The following is an 18,834-nucleotide window of genomic DNA, read 5'->3' on the forward strand; positions in this document are numbered from 1 at the left end:
CTAGAACTCCGCGTACATCCGGCCGGGGTTGAACAGCCCTTGCGGGTCGAGTTGTGCCTTGAGTTGCCGGTGATAGCGCAGCAATGCCGGGGCCAGTGGCTGGAACGGTGTCTCGCTGGCGCCGTGGCTGAAACAGGTGGCATGGCCGCCCAATTCATGGGCCATCGACTGGATGTCAGTGGCCTCGGATTTCAACCAGCGTTGCGCGCCGGCCCAGTCGATCAACTGGTCACCGGGTAACGCCAAAGGCCCGAGATTGTTCGGCAGCGACAGTCGCCACAACGGCATGCCCTCATCGAAAAACCCGAGTCGCTGCTCGTTCAAAGAAGTCCAATATCCGGAATCCAGTGGCTCGCCGCCCAGCCGTTGATGAGCCGCCGTCACCGAACCCTCGCCACCCTCCAGCCGCAGATACAAGCGCTGACCATCATGGCTCGCAGCACTGATCGGCAGCGGCTGCTGGCCCCATTCGGCGAGTTTGCTTAATGCCCGGGCGCTGTCGATTTCCAGGCTGATGCTCAGACATTGCCGGGGTTTTGGCAGCACTTTCAGCGAGACTTCTGTCAGTACGCCGAGGCAACCATAACTGCCCACCAGCAGGCGCGACAGGTCATACCCGGCGACGTTTTTCATCACTTCACCGCCGAACCGCAAGTGTTTGCCCAGGCCAGTGATCACTCGCGTGCCGAGGACAAAATCCCGCACCGAGCCCGACCATGGGCGCCGAGGTCCGGACAGTCCGGCCGCGATCATCCCGCCGACGGTGGCGCCTTCGCCGAAGGACGGCGGTTCGCAGGGCAGCATTTGCCCCTTGGCATCGAGCGCGTCCAAGAGTTCGCTCAGCGGCGTGCCGGCGCGGACGCTCACCACGAGTTCCGTCGGGTCATAGCTGACGATGCCGCGATGGGCGCGGGTGTCGAGCACTTCCCCGGCCACCTCGCGACCGAGAAATGCCTTGCTGTTGCTGCCCTGGATCCGCAGCGGCGTGGCGTTTTCCCGGGCCTGATTGACCTGATCCAGCAACGCCGCGCTGGCATCGAATTCCAGCATCAGAAGCGCTCCAGTTCAGGAAACGGCAATTGCCCAGCGTGGATGTGCATCGCGCCGAATTCCGCGCAGCGGTGCAGGGTCGGGATGTTTTTGCCGGGGTTGAGCAGGCCTTGCGGATCGAACGCGGCTTTTACCGCGTGAAACAGGGTCAACTCGTCGCTGTTGAACTGCGCGCACATCTGATTGATTTTTTCCCGGCCGACACCATGCTCGCCGGTAATGCTGCCGCCGACCTTCACGCACAGTTCGAGAATCTGCCCACCCAAGGCTTCGGCCCGGGCCAGTTCACCGGGTTGATTGGCGTCGAACAGAATCAGCGGATGCATATTGCCGTCGCCGGCATGGAACACGTTGGCGACTCGCAAGCCATATTCGGTGCCGAGGCGGGCGATACCTTGCAGTACGCCGGGCAGTTCGCGGCGCGGGATGGTGCCGTCCATGCAGTAGTAATCCGGCGACAGGCGCCCGATCGCCGGAAAAGCATTTTTGCGCCCGGCCCAGAAGCGCACGCGCTCGGCCTCGTCCTGAGCCTGGCGCACTTCGCTGGCGCCGGCCTGTTGCATCACCTCGCGCACGCGTTGGCAGTCGTCATGGACATCGGCTTCGACGCCGTCCAGTTCGCACAGCAGGATCGCCTCGGCATCCACCGGGTAGCCAGCGTGGATGAAGTCTTCGGCGGCGCGGATGGCGAGGTTGTCCATCATCTCCAGGCCTCCGGGGATGATCCCGGCGGCGATGATATCGGCCACGGCGCGGCCGGCCTTTTCCACCGAATCGAAACTGCCCAGCAAGACCTTGGCGACTTGCGGTTTGGGCAGCAACTTGACCGTGACTTCGGTGATGATTCCGAGCAAACCTTCGGAACCAGTGAACAGTGCGAGCAGGTCGAAACCCGGCGAATCCAGGGCTTCTGAGCCCAGCGTCAGGCGTTCACCTTCGGCCGTGAGCACTTCCAGTTTCAGCAGGTTGTGCACGGTCAGTCCGTACTTGAGGCAATGCACGCCGCCGGCATTTTCCGCGACGTTGCCGCCGATGGAACAGGCGATTTGCGAGGACGGGTCCGGCGCGTAATACAGGCCGAACGGCGCCGCCGCTTGCGAGATCACCAGGTTACGCACGCCGGGTTGGACTCGCGCGGTGCGAGCGGCGGGGTCGATGTGCAGGATGTTGTTGAAGCGAGCCATCACCAGCAACACGCCTTTTTCCAGCGGCAAGGCCCCGCCGGACAACCCCGTCCCGGCCCCGCGCGCCACCACCGGCACCTGTTGCGCGTGGCAAATCTCCAGCAGTTTTTGCACCTGTTCCAGACGCCGGGGCAGGGCCACCAGCATCGGCGTGGTGCGATAAGCCGAGAGGCCGTCGCATTCGTAAGGCTTGAGTTCTTCTTCGCGCCAGAGCAGGTCCAGGTCGGGGATTTGCTGGTGCAGGCGGTTGAGAAGGGCGGCTTTGTCCACATTGGGCAAAGCACCGTCGATGCGTTCGTCGTACAGAATGTTCATCAATCCTGTCCCTTATCTCACTATCACCCTTGTGACGAAGGCTGCGTTCGGCTTGTAGCAGCTGTCGAGCTTGCGAGGCTGCGTTCGTCTGCGAAGCAGTCGTGAAACCTGATCACACAGTCCTCCTGAAACACGGCACAGCCTGATTTCACGACTGCTGCGCAGCCGAACGCAGCCTTCGGCAGCTGCTACAGGATCACGTGCTCGGTTTCCCCAGAAACTCACGATACAACCGCGCCGCCCTCGTGGGTTGCTCAACCATCGGCATATGGCCAATCCCTTCCCAGATATCCACCCGCAAGTTATCAATTCCCTTGCTCCACACCGCCACGCTGCTGACATCAATCAACCGGTCCTTGCGCCCCCACAGCAATAGCGCCGGGCATTTGATGTCGGCGAGTTTCGGCTCCATCGGCGGGCTGGCGCGGAAGTCCTCGAAGATTTCCGCCAGCTCGTCGCGACTTTGTTCGTAGCGCTGGGCGACAGCGTCCAGTACCACCCCGGGTACCCACGGCGGGTTTGCCATGGTCATGGCGTAGAAATGCTGGAATTCTTCTTTGGTGTGAATCAAAAACGGGTTTTGACCCTTTGCCAATTGACGCTCCAGATCACTGACTTCAGGGGCGGTGACGCCTGCCGGATCGATCAGCGCCACCGAGGCAATCCGCTCGGGGTAGGTGGCCGCCAACCACGCCGCGATGTAGCCGCCCATGGAGTTACCGATCACATGCACTTTCTCGACCCCGCACACATCGAGCAACTGGATCAGCCGCTTGGCCTGCACCCCGATGTCATAGCCGCCGCCGGCCTTGAAGCCGGTTTCGCCATGGCCGGCAAGGTCCGGAATAATCACCCTGTAGTCGCCGACGAAATGCCGGGCAAAGCGCAGCCAGAGGTTCTTGTCGGCGCTGTAGCCGTGCAGCATCAATATGCTGCTGGACGCTTCATACGGGCCACCTTGCCAGGTCGAAACGGTCATCTCGCTGATCGGCACGACGATCTTGTGCAGCCGATACAGCTTGGCTTCCAGGGCCATGCTCAAGTCATATATCCAATGACCGACGGCCGGGTAGCTGAGCCAGCTCCAGGCTGCGAAAACCGCGATTGCGACAACCAACACAAGCATCAGGCGTCTTCCTTTTACGTGATCAGGACAGAATGTGGTCGGCGGGCTTCAGCGACCGGGTCAAACGGTGATAGCTGAAACTGAACCCCGGAAACATGGCGATCACATGACCGCTCTTGCTTTGATACCAACTGTGGCAGCCCCCGGACTTCCACACCGTGCGCTCCATTTCCCGGTGGATCATTTCAGTGTAGGTACGTTCCGCTTCGGGGCGCACTTCAATGCTGCGCAAGCCCTGTTCTTTTAGTGTGCGAATGCAACCGAGGATGTAATTCATCTGGGATTCGATGATGAACAGCGCTGAGGTGTGGCCGATGCCGGTGTTGGGTCCGGTGACGATAAACAGGTTGGGAAAGTCCGGCAGGCTGGTGCCCAGATACGCCCGTGGATATTGGGCCCAGACGTCTTTCAGGCGCTTGCCGTGTTTGCCGGTAACCGGGTAGGAAATCACCCCGTCGGTGGCGTCGTAACCGGTAGACCAGACGATCAAGTCGACGTCGATATGCTGGCCGTCGAGGGTGTTGATGCCGGTTTCGTCGAGGGAAGCGATGCCTTGTTCGCGGCTGTGCAACGTGACATTCGGCCGGCCCAGCGCCGGGTACAGCGTGCTGGAAACCACCACGCGCTTGCAGCCGATGGTGAAGTCCGGGGTCAATTTACGCCGCAATTCCGGGTCGGGCACCTGGCGTTTGAGGAAGCGCAGGGCCTGTTGCTGGACCAGGTGAATCGCCGGTTTCGAATATTTGAACGCGATGACCCGGGTTTCGAACAGCCAGTAGATCGTCCAGCGCAGCAGCTTGTAGGCCGGTTTGAGCCCGAGTAACCAGCGCTGGAAACGGCCGAAGGTGCGGTCGGCGCGGGGCAGTACCCAGTGGGCTGTGCGTTGGAATACATGCAGATGCTCGACGTGCGGGGCAATCGCCGGGATCACCTGCGCCGCACTCGCGCCGCTGCCGATGACGGCGACGCGTTTACCGGTGTAGTCGTAGGAATGATCCCAGTTGTTGGTATGAAAGGTTTTGCCCTGGAAGCGATCCTGGCCGTCGAAGTGTGGGACAACCGGTTGGCTCAGCGGCCCTGTCGCGTTGATCAGGAACTGCGCATAGAACGTGCCTTGGCTGTCGGTGTGCACCGCCCAGCGTTTGTTGACGTCATCCCATTCGATGTCTTCGACGTTGGTTTCCAGCTGCACCTTGTCGCGCAAGCCAAAGTGCTCCACTACATATTGGGTGTAGCGATGCAGTTCGGCCTGTTCGGCGAACATCTGCGTCCATTGGTAGGGCGCGAAGGACAGCGAATACAGCGGCGAGGGCACATCGACGGCTGCACCGGGGTAGGTGTTCTGGCACCAGGTGCCACCGAAAAAGTCCCGCCGTTCCAGCAGGCGAAAATCACTGATGCCTGCCTTGAGCAAATTGATCGCCGCACACTGGCCGCCAAAACCGCTGCCGATGATCAACACTTGAAAGGTTTGCATGGGCCTCCTTTTTATTGGTGTTTATCGAACGCTCCCATCATGTATAGCCAAAGTGCACGGGCGCCGCTTCCGCTTTTGCTTTTGTAGGAGCAAGGCTTGCCCGCGAAGAACGATGACGCGGTGTATCAGGCTGACCGCGTTATCGTTCTTCGCGAGCAAGCTTTGCTCCTACAGGTGAATGCGGATGACGCGGTGTATCAGGTTGACCGCGTCATCGTTCTTCGCGAGCAAGCTTTGCTCCTACAGGTGAATGCGGACGCCGCAGTGTTTCAGGTATACCGCGTTATCGTTCTTCGCGGGCGAGACTCGCTCCTGCACATGTCCCGGTATTCACCGCCAGCCGGTGATGGCTATTCGCCGTTGCCCTGATAGACTCCGTTCACACCCGCAACCCCCGGTGTGATCAGATTCCGTTCAGTGGTAGAGGCCTCTATGGCAAAAACGGGAGGAAAGGGACTTTCACTGGCCAGGAGGCTATACACGTCGCGAACCCTGGGGCTGGCCCTGGGATTGATGTGCGTGAGCGCGGCGATGTATCCGCTCGACCCGGCGCCGTGGGTCTGGGTGGTGATGCTGTTTAATGCCCTGGTCTGGCCGCATCTGGCTTACCAATGGGCCCGCCGCGCCACACTTCCTTATCACGCCGAACACCGGAACCTGCTGGTGGACGCCTTTCTCGGCGGCTTCTGGGTCGTGGCCATGCAGTTCAATCCATTGCCCAGCGCCACGACGATTTCCATGATGGCGATGAACAACGTGGCCATCGGCGGCTTGCGTTTTCTCCTGGCCGGCACCGTGGCGCAGATCCTCGGGGTGGGCGTCGGTTTGCTGGTTTTCAGCCCCGCGTTTATTCCGCATACCAGTCCGTTGCAGCTCTACGCCTGTTTACCCTTGTTGTGCCTGTATCCGCTGGCGCTGGGGTGGATCTGCTTTCGCCAGGCCATTACCCTCGGCCGGCAAAAACGCGAACTACTGGCCCTGAGCCGCACCGACAGCCTCACCGGCCTGCTGAACCATGGCGCCTGGAAGGATCAGCTGGAAGTCGAATTCCAGCGCTGTCAGAGGCAAAACCGGGGAGGGGCGATCGCGCTGATCGACATCGACCACTTCAAAAGCATCAACGACACGTACGGCCACGTCGCCGGGGACATTGTCCTGCGTCAACTGAGCAAAATGCTCAAGCAAAACCTGCGCGCGGCGGATGTCGCCGGACGCTACGGCGGCGATGAGTTCTGCGTGATCCTCCCGGACCTACCCCTCAACAGCGCCGCCGCCGCGATGGACGCCTTGCGCGATCGCTTCGCCACCCTCGGCTACGAGCAAAACCCGGCGTTGAAGGTCAGCTTGAGCATTGGTTTGGCGGCGTTTGACCCGGCGCACACCGATGCGACGTTGTGGTTGAACGATGCGGATCAGGCGCTCTATGAAGCCAAGACCACCGGCAGGAATCGTGTCATCTGCTGCAGCGACGGCAAGCCACGGCATGAGTTGCTGGACTCGGTCTAAGCGTCTAAATCCCTCCCCGTAGCAGCTGTCGAGCAACGCGAGGCTGCGTTCGGCGCCGAAGCCGTCGCAAACCCTGCGCACGCGGTCCACCTGATGCACCGTGTTGCCTGATTTCACGACGGCTTCGCCGCCGAACGCAGCCTCGCGGTGCTCGACAGCTGCTACGGGGGATATTGGCTTGTAAAACGAACGGTCGGTGTCGCATCCGGTATAGAGCCTCGCGCCACACTCAGGTAGGGTTCAGGTACCCCCCGACAAGAAACAAGGATCGATTCATGACGTTCAAGCTCACCAGCCTCGCCCTGACCCTCGCCCTCGGCGCCTTCGCCCCTGCAGCCTTCGCCGAACCCCACAAGCAAGTCCTCGCCGATTCCGAGCAGTACAAGGCTGACGCCCTGAAGCTGCTGGAAAAACTGGTCAACATCGACTCCGGTTCCGGCTATGAACCCGGCCTGACCCAAGTCCGCGACATCGCCGTCGACGAGTTGAAAAAGCTCGGCTTCGCCATCGAACTTGTGCCCAACACCCCGGACAAAAGCAGCCACGTGATCGCCACGCTCAAAGGCACCGGCAAGGCGAAAATTCTACTGATGGCGCACATGGACACCGTATTCAAGGAAGGCTCGGCCACTGAGCGTCCATTCCACATCAAGGACGGTCGCGCCTATGGGCCGGGCGTGATGGACGACAAGGGCGGCATTGTCGCCGGGATCTACGCGCTGAAAGTCCTGAAAAACCTCGACTTCAAGGACTACGCCCAAATCACCTTCCTGCTCGATGCCAGTGAAGAAAGCGGCTCGGACGTCGCCACCGACCTGATCAAGAAAACCGCCAAAGCCCACGACGTGACGCTCAACCTAGAACCGGGTCGTCCGGCGGATGGCCTGGTGGTGTGGCGCAAAGGCAGCGCCACGGCGGTGGTTGAGGTGAAGGGCAAAGCGGCTCACGCCGGTGTCGCACCGGAACTGGGGCGTAACGCAGCGATGGAAGCGGCGCACCAGATCCTGCAACTGGGCAAACTCGGTGACGAAGCGAAAAAGACCACCATCAACTTCACCGTACTCAAGGCCGGCGACCGCACCAACGTGATCCCGGACCAGGCCACCGCCAAGGCCGATGTGCGCGCGGCGGTGCCGGAAGAATTCGACCGGATCGAGAAAGACCTGGCGCGGGTTTCCAAGGACAAACTAATCCCGGACACCGAAGTCACCACCACCCTGCAACGCGGCTTGCCGCCAATGCCGCAAACCCCGGAATCCGACCGTTTGATGGCCATGGCCCAGGGGATCTACGGCGAAATTGGCCGCAAATTGACCGAAGAAGGCAGCGGCGGCGCAGCGGATGCGAGCCTCTCGGCGGGCGTGGGCACACCGACGCTGGATGGCTTCGGGATTGTCGGCGGCAATATCCATACGCCGGAGGAATACGCCGAGGTCGAGAGCGTGTCGCCGCGGATTTATCTGCTGTCGCGGATGATTATGGAGTTGGCCAAGCGGTAAGCCACGCCGCTACCGATCGTTCCCACGTTCTGCGTGGGAACGATCATTCACGCAGGTCATTCAGACAAACATCAACCTGTGGCGAGCGAGCTTGCTCGCGCTGGGTTGCGAAGCGACCCTAAAATTTTGTCAGCAGTGCAGATTTTTGTGAGTGCTGCGCACTCAAGCGGGAGCAAGCTCCCTCGCCACAGGGATCTGCGGTGTTCATTGCTGTGCTGAATGTGATCCAGAAGCGGGCGTTGCAGCGGATAAGGCCACGGTTTAGCGGTGTCTTGGCTGACGTCATCGCGAGCAAGCTCGCTCCCACAGTGGATTTTTGTTGAACACAAATCTTGTGATCAACGCCGAACCCCTGTGGGAGCGAGCTTGCTCGCGAAGGCGTCCTGCCGGCTCACGCCCTCACTCCTTGACGCGCATAAACTCTTCCGCCCAACGAATGTAATCCTCAGGCTGCGTGTAGGTATGCGTCAGTTCGGTCGCGCTCAGGTCCGAGGCCTGGGTGAAGATCTGGCGTTGTTCGCGCAAGCTGTCGTACGTCGCCTTGATCGCCGCGAAGTAGGCGCCATGCCCGTCGATGGTCACGCGAACACCCAGTTCTGCCAGGCGCTTGTCGTCGCGCAGGGCCGGGTTGCCGTAGGTGACCAGCATCAGCGGCACGCTCAGGTGCTCGGCTATTTTTTCCAGTTGGTCGAAGTCCTGCACGCCGACCATGCAGATCCCGTCGGCCCCGGCGTTCTGGTATTGCTGGGTGCGGCTGATGATTTCCTGGATCGGCAGGATCCCCGCATTGGTGCGGGCGATGATCGCCATTTCACTGTCGACCCGGGCTTCCAGCGCTGCGCGAATCTTGCCGACGCCTTCGGCCACGCCGATCAGGTCGGTGGACTTGCGGCCGAATTGGGCCGGCAACAGGGTGTCTTCGATGGTCAGCGCGGCGATGCCGGCGCGTTCGAGTTCGACGATGGTGCGCATCACGTTCAATGCGTTGCCGTAACCATGGTCGGCGTCGGCGATCACTGGCAATTGGGCCACGCGGCCGATGCGGGTGGCCTGTTCGGCGAATTCGCTCAGGGTGATCAGCGCGAAGTCTGGCGCGCCCAATACCTGCAACGAGGCGACCGAGCCGCCAAGAATCCCGACTTCAAAACCCAGGTCAGCGGCGATGCGCGCCGACATCGGGTCGAACACGGAAGCGGTGTGATAGCACGTGTCGGAAGCCAGCAATTGGCGAAAGTTACGGCGCAAATCTTGATGGGAAAGCCTGGACATATGAGTTCCACCACTGCATTGGAATGGAAGGGCTTGAGCAAAAGTGTCAACGCCGAAGGAACAAAAGGCTATCACGCGCGCGGGGTCAATAGGATGACGAATTTACAGACGGGTGAATCGATACCGCACCTTGTGGCTAGGGGCTTGCCTTGAAAGTGATAGTGCGGGCGACGAATAACCTGTGGCGAGGGAGCTTGCTTGTGGCGAGGGGGCTTGCCCCCGTTCGGCTGCGGAGCAGTCGCAAATCTGGCGACTCGGTATGACGAAAGATAGAGGTGGACGGTTTTGGGGCCGCTTCGCAGCCCAGCGGGATGGTGCGGCATTCCGACAAGCTCCCTCGCCACAGGGATGTGGGAGGCTTCAGACGCTGATCACGCCGCCACAGCCTGCTGTTCCTGATTCAACAACGTAACCGCCCGCACCGAGTTACCCGGTTGCAGTTGCAGGCGTTTGGCGGTGAGGCGGTCGACGATCAGGCTGTTGCCCACCAGCCGTGCCTTGGCGGTGGTGATGCGGCAATTTTCCATGCGTCGGTTGTGGATCAGCCACACCGGGGCCTGGTCGTCCGGTGTGCCGATGCCCAGCACCAGCGGCTGGCTGTCGCGCACGGTGCGGATTTTCGGGACCTGGGCTTCGATCACCGGGCCGCCGTCGAAGATGTCGATGTAGTCCTTGTGGGCAAAACCCTCGGCGTTGAGGATCTTCAGCGCCGGTTGCGTGTTCGCGTGCGCCTTGCCGATCACGGCCTGGGCTTGTTCGGTGAGCAGGCAGGTGTATAGCGGCTGGCGCGGCATCAGTTCGGCGATGAACGATTTATGGCCCAGCCCCGACAGATGATCGGCGTAGCTGAAATCCATCTGGAAAAAGTGCCGGCCCAGGCTCTCCCAGAACGGTGAACTGCCGTGTTCGTCGGCACTGCCGCGCAGTTCGGCGATGAGTTTCTCGCCGAACAGTTGCGGGTACTCGGCGACGAACAACAACCGCCCCAACGACAGCAACCGGCCATTGTTGCCCTGACGCTGGTCGGGGTGCAGGAACAGCGAGCAGAGTTCGGATTGGCCGGTCATTTCGTTGTTCAGAAACAAGGTCGGGATCTGCTTCTGGATGCCCAGGTCCGGCGACGAACTGACCGTCAACCCGATCCGGTAGTTGTACCAGGGTTCGCGCATGCCCACCGCGCCAGTCAGGGCACTGACCCCGACCACGCGCTGATCGTCATCTTCGAGCACGAACAGGTAATCGGCGTCGGCACGCTCGACCTGTTCGGCGAAGGTGCGCTGGGACCAGCGCACGCGGTGGCCCAGGCGTTCCTCGTTGGCCGGCAGGGTGGTGAACCCGGGGCCGGCCTCTTTGACCAGCGCCAGCAGGGCGGGCAGGTCGGTGACGTGAACCGGACGAACAATCATGATGCAACTCCTGGTGCGCGCATGCTCGGGCGCTGTCGTTGGGCACGGGGCCGGGTGTTGCTCACAGGGCGATCAGCCGGATCGGGCTGCCGTCGCTCACGTTCAGGGCGGCGCACATCTCGGCGCTCAAGCTCACCGGTTGGTCGGCGGTGTAGGCCAGTTCGGCGACGATGGCCCGGAAGTTTCTTAGCGAATCATTGCTCACCAGATAGCAACCACGAGCGTCGATGGCCTCGACAGACTGCGCGGCGCCCGCGTGGCTGCGGGCGATGGAGCGAATGCCGGCGGTGCGTGCATACAGCGTGGGGCCGCCATCGAACAGGTCGATGTAGCTGTTGGTTTCGAAGCCTTCGCGTTCCAGGATGTCGAACGCTTCCTGGCCGTCCGGGTGAATCCGGCCGATGCAGTCCTGCGCGGCCTGGGGCAGCATCGGCACGTAGATCGGGTATTGCGGCATCAGTTCGGCGAGGAAGGTGCGACTCTCCAGGCCACACAGCCTTTCGGCCTCGACATAGGGCAGGTCGAAAAAGTGTTTGCCCACGGCATCCCAAAAGGGCGATTGGCCCTGCTCATCGCTGTAGCCGACGATTTCGGTGATCACCGCGTCGGAAAAACGCGCCGGGTGCGCCGCGATAAACAACAGCCGCGCCCGCGACAGCAACTCGGAAAACGGCGTGCGCACCAGTGCGCTATCAATGTGGAAACCGCGCAGCAAGCTATGGCCGCTGAGGTCGTGGCACAACGACAGCGCCGGCACGCCGTGCTCGATGTTCAGCTCCCGGGAGGCGCTGGTGAAGTGGCGGTTGCGCAGGCTGTAGAACGGCTCGCTGAAACCGGCGGTGGCAAGGACTTCCGAGCACCCGGTCAAACGTCCGGTGCTCAGCTCTTCGAGGACGAAAAAGTAGTTTTCCGGGCCATTGCCCTCAACGTCTTTGTCGAACGAGGCGCAGGAATCGAGAATCTTCTCGCGCAGGCGTTCGCTGTCATCCGGCAGGGACGTGACGCCCACCAGGCTGTCACGGGCCAGTTGTTGCAGTTGAGGCAGGTCGGTTAACTCGACTGGGCGTAAGACCAGCATGGATGCACTCCTGTATCAATGGGTTCGGCGGGTTTGCCGTCGAACCTGACTATCACTGTCGGTTTCCACGCGTGGAAGCAGCGGTCGCCTGATCTATTGTCAGACGCCGCCCTTTTTCTTGTCAGACGTTGCTTGGGTCGGGCAGCGTCGTGCTGGCGCCGAGCTTATTCAGGAAGAACACGTAGACCAGACCCAGGGCAATCCAGATCAGGCCGAGTTTCTGTGCATCGACGCCCATGTTGTACATGATGGCCGCGACGATGATGAAGCCGATCACCGGGCACAGCAGGTGGCGGATCACCTGGCCGGATTTCTGCCGACGCCAGTAGTAGTTGATCACGGTCAGGTGCAGCAGCATGAAACCGCTCAACGCGCCGAAGTTGACCAGCGAGGTGAGAGTGTCCACCGAGTTGATAAACAAGTAGCAGATCACCAGCGACAGCACTGCCACCAGGTAAATGCTGATGTAAGGCGTGTTGTGTTTCGGGTGAACCTTGGCCAGCGCTTTCGGCAGTTTGCCGTCCCGCGCCATGCCGAACAGCAGTCGCGACACAGCCGCTTGCGAAGTGATGGCCACCGCCACGCCCCAGGCCAATGCCGTGGCCACGCCGGTGAGGGTCGCCAGCCAGCTGCCGGCAGCGATTTCGGCGATTTCATAGAACGCTGTGTCGGCGGACTTGAAGCCCATGCCGGCGGCCAGGTCGGTGGCGATCCAGGTTTGCACCACGAAGATCACGCCCATTACCACCAGGGTAATCAGCGCAGCCTTGCCGACGCTGCGGCCCGGGTCGCCCTTGATCTCTTCGGCCAGGGTGGAAATCGCATCAAAACCGAGGAACGACAGCACCGCAATCGACACTGCTTGCATCAGCAGGGCGAAGTTGAAGGTTTCCGGGTTGTACAACGGCGCCAGGGTCAGCTCACCATGACCACCGCCGCTGTGCAGGGCATTCCAGGCGTAGAACAGGAAAATCCCCAGCACCACCAGTTGCGCCAGCAGAAACACGATATTCATCCGCGCGGTGAAGGTGATGCCGCGCAGGTTCACAAACGTCGCGCTGACCAGGAACGCCAGGATGAAACCGACTTTCGGAATGTCCGGGTACAAGTGATTCAGCGCCATGGCCGCGTAGACGTACAGCAGCGGCGGGATCAGCAGGTAATCGAGCAGCATCAGCCAACCGGCGATGAAACCGACGTGTTGATTCAGGCCGCGTTGGGCGTAGGAATAAACCGAGCCGGCAATCGGAAAAGCGCGGGCCATGCTGCCGTAGCTCAGGGCGGTGAACAACATGGCCACCATGCCGATGATGTAGGCCAGCGGCACCATCCCCGGTGCCTCGGCGTTGACGTAGCCATACACACCGAACGGGGCGATGGGGATCATGAAGATCATCCCGTACACCACCAGATCCGTCAGGGTCAGGCTGCGTTTCAACTCCTGCTTGTAGCCGAATGCTTCTATTTCCATGAATGCCGCTCTCCTTGTCATCTCATCGGTCGATTTTTTAGTTTTTATGTCGGTACAACCACAGCGTTCTTACTTTTCCTACAGCAACGGGGCGAGGTAACCGGCCCAGCGTTGAATCGTCTCAGGTGTGCGCAGCAGATCATTGCGCACTTCGATCAACACCGACTCCAGCCCACGGGCATCGCCGTGCACCGGCACGGTCATGTCCCCTAGCGGGTCGATCTTGTACGGCTGGTTGCCGGCCACTTTAAGGGAATGCTGGCTCAGTCCGTCAATGATGCGTTGGGCGTATTGCCGGGATTCGCCGAACAGCACACCGGCCTCCAGCGACCGGGGCTGACCATAATAAATCGGGGTAAAACTGTGAATCCCCACCACACGCACCGCTTGTCCCTGGGCCACGCGCTCGTCGATCAAGGTTTGCAAGCGTGTGTGAAACGGCTTGAACAGCGCCTGCCGACGATGTTCCCGGGTGGCTTCATCGAGTTGCTGGTTGCCCGGCACCTGATAGATCTCGCTTTGGCCCGGAATACTGTCCGGGGCGTGGCGCGGCCTGTTGAGGTCGATCAACAGCCGCGAATAATTCGCCGCCAGCAGGGTCACGCCGAGGATTTCGGACAAGCGCTGCGCCAGCGCCAAAGCGCCGATGTCCCAGGCGATGTGTTGGCGGGCGGCCTCATAGTCCAGGCCCAGGTCATTCAACGCCGGCGGAATAAAACGGCTGGCGTGTTCGCACACCAGAATCAACGGGTGCTCGGAGTCTTCCCGGCTCAGGGAGTACGGGGGCTCGGTGTAGAGCCCCAGTTCAACGGATTCAGTACAAACGGGCATAGTGCTCACAAAGGTCGGCGGGCGAGAGCTGTTCCGTCAGCGTCAGTTCCTCGGTTTTAAGGGCGAAATAAGAGTCGAGCAGTGCCTGGGGCAGGGCTTCGATCAGCGCTTCACTGTTGCGCAGGCAGTCCAGGGCCTGGGGCAGCGAAGCGGGCAGGGCAACAATGCCGCGCGCCTGACGTTGTTCTTCGTTCAAGGCGTCGGGGATTTCATCAGTGATGGCGTTCAGCGCCAGGCGTCGTTCGATGCCCAGCCGCCCGGCGATCAGCAGCGTGGCCATGGCCAGATGCGGCGAGGCCGTGGCGTCCATGGCGCGGAATTCCAGGTTGTACTGCGCCGCCACGGATTTGCTGCCCAGGCTCACGGTCGGGCAGATCCGCAGCGCTGCTTCGCGGTTACGTTGGCCGAGGCAGGCGTAGGAAGCGCTCCAGTGATGGGGCTGCAAACGCTCGTAGGACACCGGTGTCGGCGCGGTAAAGGCGCAGAGGGCCGGCAAGTAATGCAGGATTCCGGCGGCCCAGTGCTGGCCGAGGGTCGAGAGGCCGTTGGTGGTGCCGGCGTCGTACAGCAGCGGTTGCCCGTCCAGGTCTTGCAGGCTGACGTGCAAATGCACGCCGTTGCACATCGCGTGCTCGGAGGTCTTTGGCGCAAAGCTCAGGTCCAGGCCCATTTGCCGGGCGATTTCCCGGGTGATCTCGCGCACGTTCACCGCGCGATCGGCGGCGGCGACACCGAGTGCCGGGCGGCAAGTGATTTCGTATTGATGCTTGCCGTATTCCGGCAGGAACATCTCTGGCTCGACGCCACCCGCACGCAACGCGCTGAGCAGCCAGCCACCGAATTCGGCGCCCTGACGCTGGGCTTCCAGGGAGAACGCGCGACAGTCGACATCGCCGCTGTCCAGATTGAATTCGTGTTCGAACGCGGCGTTGACCTGCACGCCCAGCTCCCGATAGCGCTCCACTTCGTTGCGCAACAGCGTGCGCGGGCAGGTCGCCCACGGACGGCCATCGGTTTCGCAGAGGTCACCGTGGATGAAATCCAGGGCTGGGGCATTGGCGTCCGGGCCGTTATTGACCGTGACCCGGCTGCTCAAGTCCGGAATCAACCTCAAGTCACCGTAGGCGCCCCACGGGCTGGTCGAGGCGATGACGTCTTGCGGGGTCAACGCGCTGTTGGCCGGCACCCAGCCGCAACCGACGGCTTGATAGTGCTCCAGTTCGTCGGTTGGAAAGGAACGGCCGCGGGTCACGCCGATCAGGTCGGTGGTGACGATCGTGGTCATCGGCACTGGCAACAGGCGCGCACTCATGGCTGCATCTCCTGCAAACGGCCGAGCACGGTGTGGGTATCGGTGATCCAGCAATAACCCTTGATCGCGTTGAGGCAGGCCTGATGCCGCTCCGGGGTGTAAGTCGCGCAGGCGTCTTCCACCAGGGTTACCAGGTAGCCGCGGTCGGCGGCGTCACGCACGGCCATGTCCACGCACTGATCGGTGACGATGCCGGCAATCACCAGATGCCGGACCTCAAGGTTGCGCAGCACGTAGTCGATGTTGGTGGAGTTGAAGACTCCCGAGGACGTCTTGGGCAGCACGACTTCGTTTTCCGTCGGCGTCAGGTCGTCGATGATCCGCGCCTGCGGGCTGCCCTTGGGCAGGTGCATGTCCGAGAGTTTGTGGTCCAGCGAACGGTCGCGGCCATCGGCGGTGAGGCTTTCGATCAGGGTGTGCAGCACGTTCTGCCGGGCACCGCGAAAAGCGCTGAGCAACCGCCGCTGATTGGGCACCACCTGCATGTGGGTGCGGGTCAGGAAATACTCGGCATCCGGGTCGTTGAGGTGCGGGTCGAACTGCGGTTCGAGCCAGGCTCGTTGCATGTCGACCAGCAACAGCGCGGTGTGGCCGGTGACAAAGGGCAGGTCACGTGGCGAGCGGTGGGGGAGCGTAAACATCCTTATTTTTCCTCCAGCAGGTGGGTGTCGAAGTCAGAGCGCAGGTTGTCGATGCCTTCCAGGCGATCGGCCAGATCCGGGCTGCGCAGGGTCAGGCAGGCAATCAGTGCTTCAATCTGCGCCAGCGCCGGGACCATGCTGTCGAATGCCGAGACTGACTCTACGGGCGCACTGATGATCAGGTCGGCCATTTCCCGCAGCGGCGAGGCGTAGATGTCAGTGAACAGCACCACTCGCGCATAGCGATTTTTCGCCGCACTGGCGACTCGCAGGGCTTGGGACTGGTAGCGGCGATAGTCGAACACCAGCACCACGTCCTGGCGCTGCACGTCGAACAAGCGGTCCGGCAACTGGGCGTTGTCTTCCAGGGCGAAACACCCGGGGCGCAACAGGCGCAAATGGTTGAGCAAATAGTTGGCGAGGAAGCTGCTGAAGCGTCCGCCGAAGCAATGCACCTGATGGCGCACGTCGAGCAGCCATTCCACCAGTATCCGTACATCTTCGGGTTGGGTCAGGGCCTGGGTTTCGACCAGGGAACGATGGGTTTCCGCCAGATAATGGCTCCACGGATCGTCTTTTTGCAGGTGCGAACGGGGTTGCAACAGGGTGCTGGGGGAGCGCAGGCGATGGTCCATGTCGCTGAGCAGCGCATCCTGGAATTCGGCGTAACCGCCAAAACCGAGTTTTTTCACCAGCCGCACAATGGTCGGATCGCTGACACCGGCATGTTCGGCCAGACGCGACATCGGGCCCAGTCCGTTACGCGGGTACTGGTCCAGCAAGGCGCGGATGACTTTGCGTTCCGACGGCGTAAGGTCCAGGCCGGGATCGGTGATCAGGTCTCTAAGGGGGGGCATCCGGGCTCCTGCTGGATGGGTGTGTCGGTTTTATTTCACAATTCGCTAAAACAGTATTTATGTAACTCACGCTACATGTCTAGTGAATTTTTACACGCAATGGCGAGGTGTTGAAACGGGGCGAAATGCCCGTGTAACAAGGGCTACGCGGATGTCGACAGAGTGTGTAGGACATTGCCCATATCAGTGTCGGAGATCACCCCTTTCCATGCCTGAAATGAAATAAATCCCTGTGGGAGCGGGCTTGCTCGCGAAAGCGGTGTGTCAGGCAGCATCAATACTGACTGACACACCGCTTTCGCGAGCAAGCCCGCTCCCACAGGTTTTGTGCCTTGACCGACTGTCTTGCTGCACAATCGATCACTTGTTTGCGGTGTGTTGCCGCTTGCCTACCCATAAAAAGAGTAATTGCCCGTGCAGGCGACCCGATTGACCCTGATTTGTCACGCCCGAACCGTCGCACAAAAACTGGCGCGTTTTCCTACGGATGAGCCGGTTGAAATGGTTTGGCAATCGGCCAAGTGTTCGCGGAGCGGATCCTCCAAGATCCCGCCGCGCCTGCTCTGTGGCCCCGAAGCCCGCACTCGCCAGACCGCCGAGCTGTTCGGCAGCGATGCGCACATCGTCGACGCTTTGCGCGATTGTGATTTCGGGCGCTGGCAAGGTCAGCGCATCAGTGAGCTGCAAAAAACCGAGCCAGAAGCGCTCCAAGCCTGGCTCGAAGACCCGCATTCCGCGCCCCACGGTGGCGAGTCGGTGGTGCAACTTGGTGAGCGCGCGGCCGCCTGGCTGGCGACTCTGGAGACAACGCCCGGCGACATCATCGCGATTACCCATCCTTATGTTGTTCGCGCGGTATTGACCCACGTACTGCAAAGCACGGCGTTCAACCTGATTGATGTCGAACCGTTATCCGCCATCGAACTGCGGTTCACCGGACGCTGGCGGCTACGCTTGATGAGCACTGACGCTGACGGAGGCTTTTGATGAAAACATTGCTGGTCATCGGCATCGGCGCCGGTAACCCGGACTACATTACGATGCAGGCGGTAAAGGCGTTGAATCGCGCAGACGTGTTTTTCCTCATGGACAAGGGCCAGAGCAAAGACAAACTGATCGACCTGCGCCGGGAAATCTGTGAGCGCTACATCACCGATCACGCCTACCGCTTCGTCGAAGCTCACAGTCCGGAGCGCGAGCGTGGTGATGTGGACTACAAGGCCAGTGTCGATGATCTGAACCTGGCCAAGCAGCAGACCTTCGAGCGGCTGATCAACGAGGAATTGTCCGACGGCCAGTGCGGTGGTTTCCTGGTGTGGGGCGACCCGGCGCTGTACGACAGCACCGTGCGCATCTTGCAGGCGATTCTGGCCTCGGGTCGCTGTGAGTTCGAATTCGAAGTCATCCCCGGCATCACCAGCGTCCAGGCCTTGGCGGCGCAACACAAGGTGCCGCTGAATCGCATCGGTCGCTCGATTGAAATCACCACCGGCCGGCGACTGGCGGCGGGGCAGGTGAGTGATGCCGACAGTCTGGTGGTGATGCTCGATGCGGAAGATTCCTACCATCAAGTGGCGGATCAGGAGATAGAGATTTACTGGGGAGCCTACCTGGGCACGCCGGATGAAATCCTCATCAGCGGCAAGTTGAAAGATGTGGCGGATGAGATCGAGCGAGTGCGCAAGGCCGCGCGGCTGGCTAATGGGTGGATTATGGATACCTATTTGTTGCGTAAGCCTTGAGGTTGGCGGTGTCTGGGCTGACGCCTTCGCGGGCGAGCCTCGCTCCTACAAGGTTAGCGGCGATCCTGTA

Annotated in this window: 17 protein-coding genes and 1 pseudogene; 6 read left to right on the forward strand and 12 right to left on the reverse strand. The window is 61.1% G+C overall.

Annotated elements, in window-relative coordinates; all coding sequences use genetic code 11:
* The 4 genes from glcE to ACIOYV_RS01205 all read right to left on the reverse strand — a co-directional run bounded on the left by glcE (position 1) and on the right by ACIOYV_RS01205 (position 5,152).
* Entirely contained in the window at positions 1-1,050 is a 1,050-nt protein-coding gene (gene glcE, locus ACIOYV_RS01190; protein WP_401320122.1) for a glycolate oxidase subunit GlcE, read from the reverse strand.
* Positions 1,050-2,549 (reverse strand): glycolate oxidase subunit GlcD, encoded by a 1,500-nt coding sequence (gene glcD, locus ACIOYV_RS01195; protein ID WP_401320124.1) that lies wholly within the window; start codon positions 2,547-2,549, stop codon positions 1,050-1,052. Before glcD ends, glcE begins: the two co-directional genes overlap by 1 nt.
* Positions 2,550-2,745: 196 nt before the next feature.
* Positions 2,746-3,675, reverse strand: coding sequence for an alpha/beta fold hydrolase (locus ACIOYV_RS01200; protein ID WP_401320126.1), 930 nt, complete (start codon positions 3,673-3,675; stop codon positions 2,746-2,748).
* A 22-nt stretch (positions 3,676-3,697) separates the two neighbouring features.
* Positions 3,698-5,152: a flavin-containing monooxygenase gene (locus ACIOYV_RS01205; protein ID WP_401320127.1), complete on the reverse strand. Its 1,455-nt coding sequence runs from the start codon at positions 5,150-5,152 to the stop codon at positions 3,698-3,700.
* A 96-nt stretch (positions 5,153-5,248) separates the two neighbouring features.
* Between ACIOYV_RS01205 and ACIOYV_RS01210 the strand changes: the two genes are divergently transcribed.
* From ACIOYV_RS01210 to ACIOYV_RS01220, 3 genes are all read left to right on the forward strand, one after another.
* A complete protein-coding gene (locus ACIOYV_RS01210) occupies positions 5,249-5,521 on the forward strand; it encodes a hypothetical protein (protein ID WP_401320129.1) in 273 nt (90 codons plus the stop codon).
* A 63-nt stretch (positions 5,522-5,584) separates the two neighbouring features.
* Complete coding sequence (locus ACIOYV_RS01215) at positions 5,585-6,658, forward strand: diguanylate cyclase (RefSeq protein WP_401320131.1); 1,074 nt, start codon at positions 5,585-5,587, stop codon at positions 6,656-6,658.
* Between the two features lie 275 nt (positions 6,659-6,933).
* On the forward strand, positions 6,934-8,157 hold the full coding sequence (locus ACIOYV_RS01220) for a M20/M25/M40 family metallo-hydrolase (RefSeq protein WP_401320134.1): 1,224 nt from the start codon (positions 6,934-6,936) through the stop codon (positions 8,155-8,157).
* Between the two features lie 399 nt (positions 8,158-8,556).
* On the opposite strand, the gene ACIOYV_RS01225 is transcribed toward ACIOYV_RS01220, so the two are convergent.
* The 8 genes from ACIOYV_RS01225 to ACIOYV_RS01260 form a co-directional block, all read right to left on the reverse strand.
* Positions 8,557-9,426, reverse strand: a complete 870-nt coding sequence (locus ACIOYV_RS01225; protein WP_054051056.1) for an oxaloacetate decarboxylase — start codon at positions 9,424-9,426, stop codon at positions 8,557-8,559.
* A gap of 371 nt (positions 9,427-9,797) precedes the next feature.
* Entirely contained in the window at positions 9,798-10,832 is a 1,035-nt protein-coding gene (gene astA, locus ACIOYV_RS01230) for an arginine N-succinyltransferase (RefSeq protein WP_054051058.1), read from the reverse strand.
* Positions 10,833-10,893: 61 nt separating this feature from the next.
* Positions 10,894-11,910 (reverse strand): arginine N-succinyltransferase, encoded by a 1,017-nt coding sequence (locus ACIOYV_RS01235; protein ID WP_401320137.1) that lies wholly within the window; start codon positions 11,908-11,910, stop codon positions 10,894-10,896.
* Positions 11,911-12,031: 121 nt separating this feature from the next.
* The gene (locus ACIOYV_RS01240) at positions 12,032-13,381 is read right to left on the reverse strand and encodes an APC family permease (protein ID WP_401320138.1); all 1,350 of its coding nucleotides are present in this window, start codon (positions 13,379-13,381) and stop codon (positions 12,032-12,034) included.
* Between the two features lie 78 nt (positions 13,382-13,459).
* Positions 13,460-14,212 carry an N-formylglutamate amidohydrolase gene (locus tag ACIOYV_RS01245; protein ID WP_401320140.1) on the reverse strand — a complete coding sequence of 251 codons (753 nt, stop codon included), beginning with the start codon at positions 14,210-14,212 and terminating at the stop codon, positions 13,460-13,462.
* Positions 14,196-15,524, reverse strand: a complete 1,329-nt coding sequence (locus ACIOYV_RS01250) for a glutamine synthetase family protein (RefSeq protein WP_401320142.1) — start codon at positions 15,522-15,524, stop codon at positions 14,196-14,198. The genes ACIOYV_RS01245 and ACIOYV_RS01250 overlap by 17 nt, the downstream gene beginning before the upstream one ends.
* The gene (locus tag ACIOYV_RS01255; protein WP_054051069.1) at positions 15,521-16,165 is read right to left on the reverse strand and encodes a cysteine hydrolase family protein; all 645 of its coding nucleotides are present in this window, start codon (positions 16,163-16,165) and stop codon (positions 15,521-15,523) included. The genes ACIOYV_RS01250 and ACIOYV_RS01255 overlap by 4 nt, the downstream gene beginning before the upstream one ends.
* A 2-nt stretch (positions 16,166-16,167) precedes the next feature.
* Positions 16,168-17,022, reverse strand: coding sequence for a MurR/RpiR family transcriptional regulator (locus ACIOYV_RS01260; protein ID WP_054051072.1), 855 nt, complete (start codon positions 17,020-17,022; stop codon positions 16,168-16,170).
* A 226-nt stretch (positions 17,023-17,248) separates the two neighbouring features.
* Here ACIOYV_RS01260 and ACIOYV_RS01265 point away from each other — a divergent pair.
* The 3 genes and pseudogenes from ACIOYV_RS01265 to cobF all read left to right on the forward strand — a co-directional run.
* A pseudogene (locus ACIOYV_RS01265) lies at positions 17,249-17,347 on the forward strand (metal ABC transporter ATP-binding protein); the annotation flags it as partial.
* A gap of 89 nt (positions 17,348-17,436) precedes the next feature.
* Positions 17,437-18,009 carry a histidine phosphatase family protein gene (locus tag ACIOYV_RS01270; RefSeq protein ID WP_265039226.1) on the forward strand — a complete coding sequence of 191 codons (573 nt, stop codon included), beginning with the start codon at positions 17,437-17,439 and terminating at the stop codon, positions 18,007-18,009.
* On the forward strand, positions 18,009-18,764 hold the full coding sequence (gene cobF, locus ACIOYV_RS01275) for a precorrin-6A synthase (deacetylating) (RefSeq protein ID WP_401320144.1): 756 nt from the start codon (positions 18,009-18,011) through the stop codon (positions 18,762-18,764). Before ACIOYV_RS01270 ends, cobF begins: the two co-directional genes overlap by 1 nt.
* The last annotated feature ends 70 nt before the right edge of the window (positions 18,765-18,834 follow it).

The organism is Pseudomonas sp. NPDC087342, assembly GCF_044744265.1.
Taxonomy (GTDB): domain Bacteria; phylum Pseudomonadota; class Gammaproteobacteria; order Pseudomonadales; family Pseudomonadaceae; genus Aquipseudomonas; species Aquipseudomonas nunensis.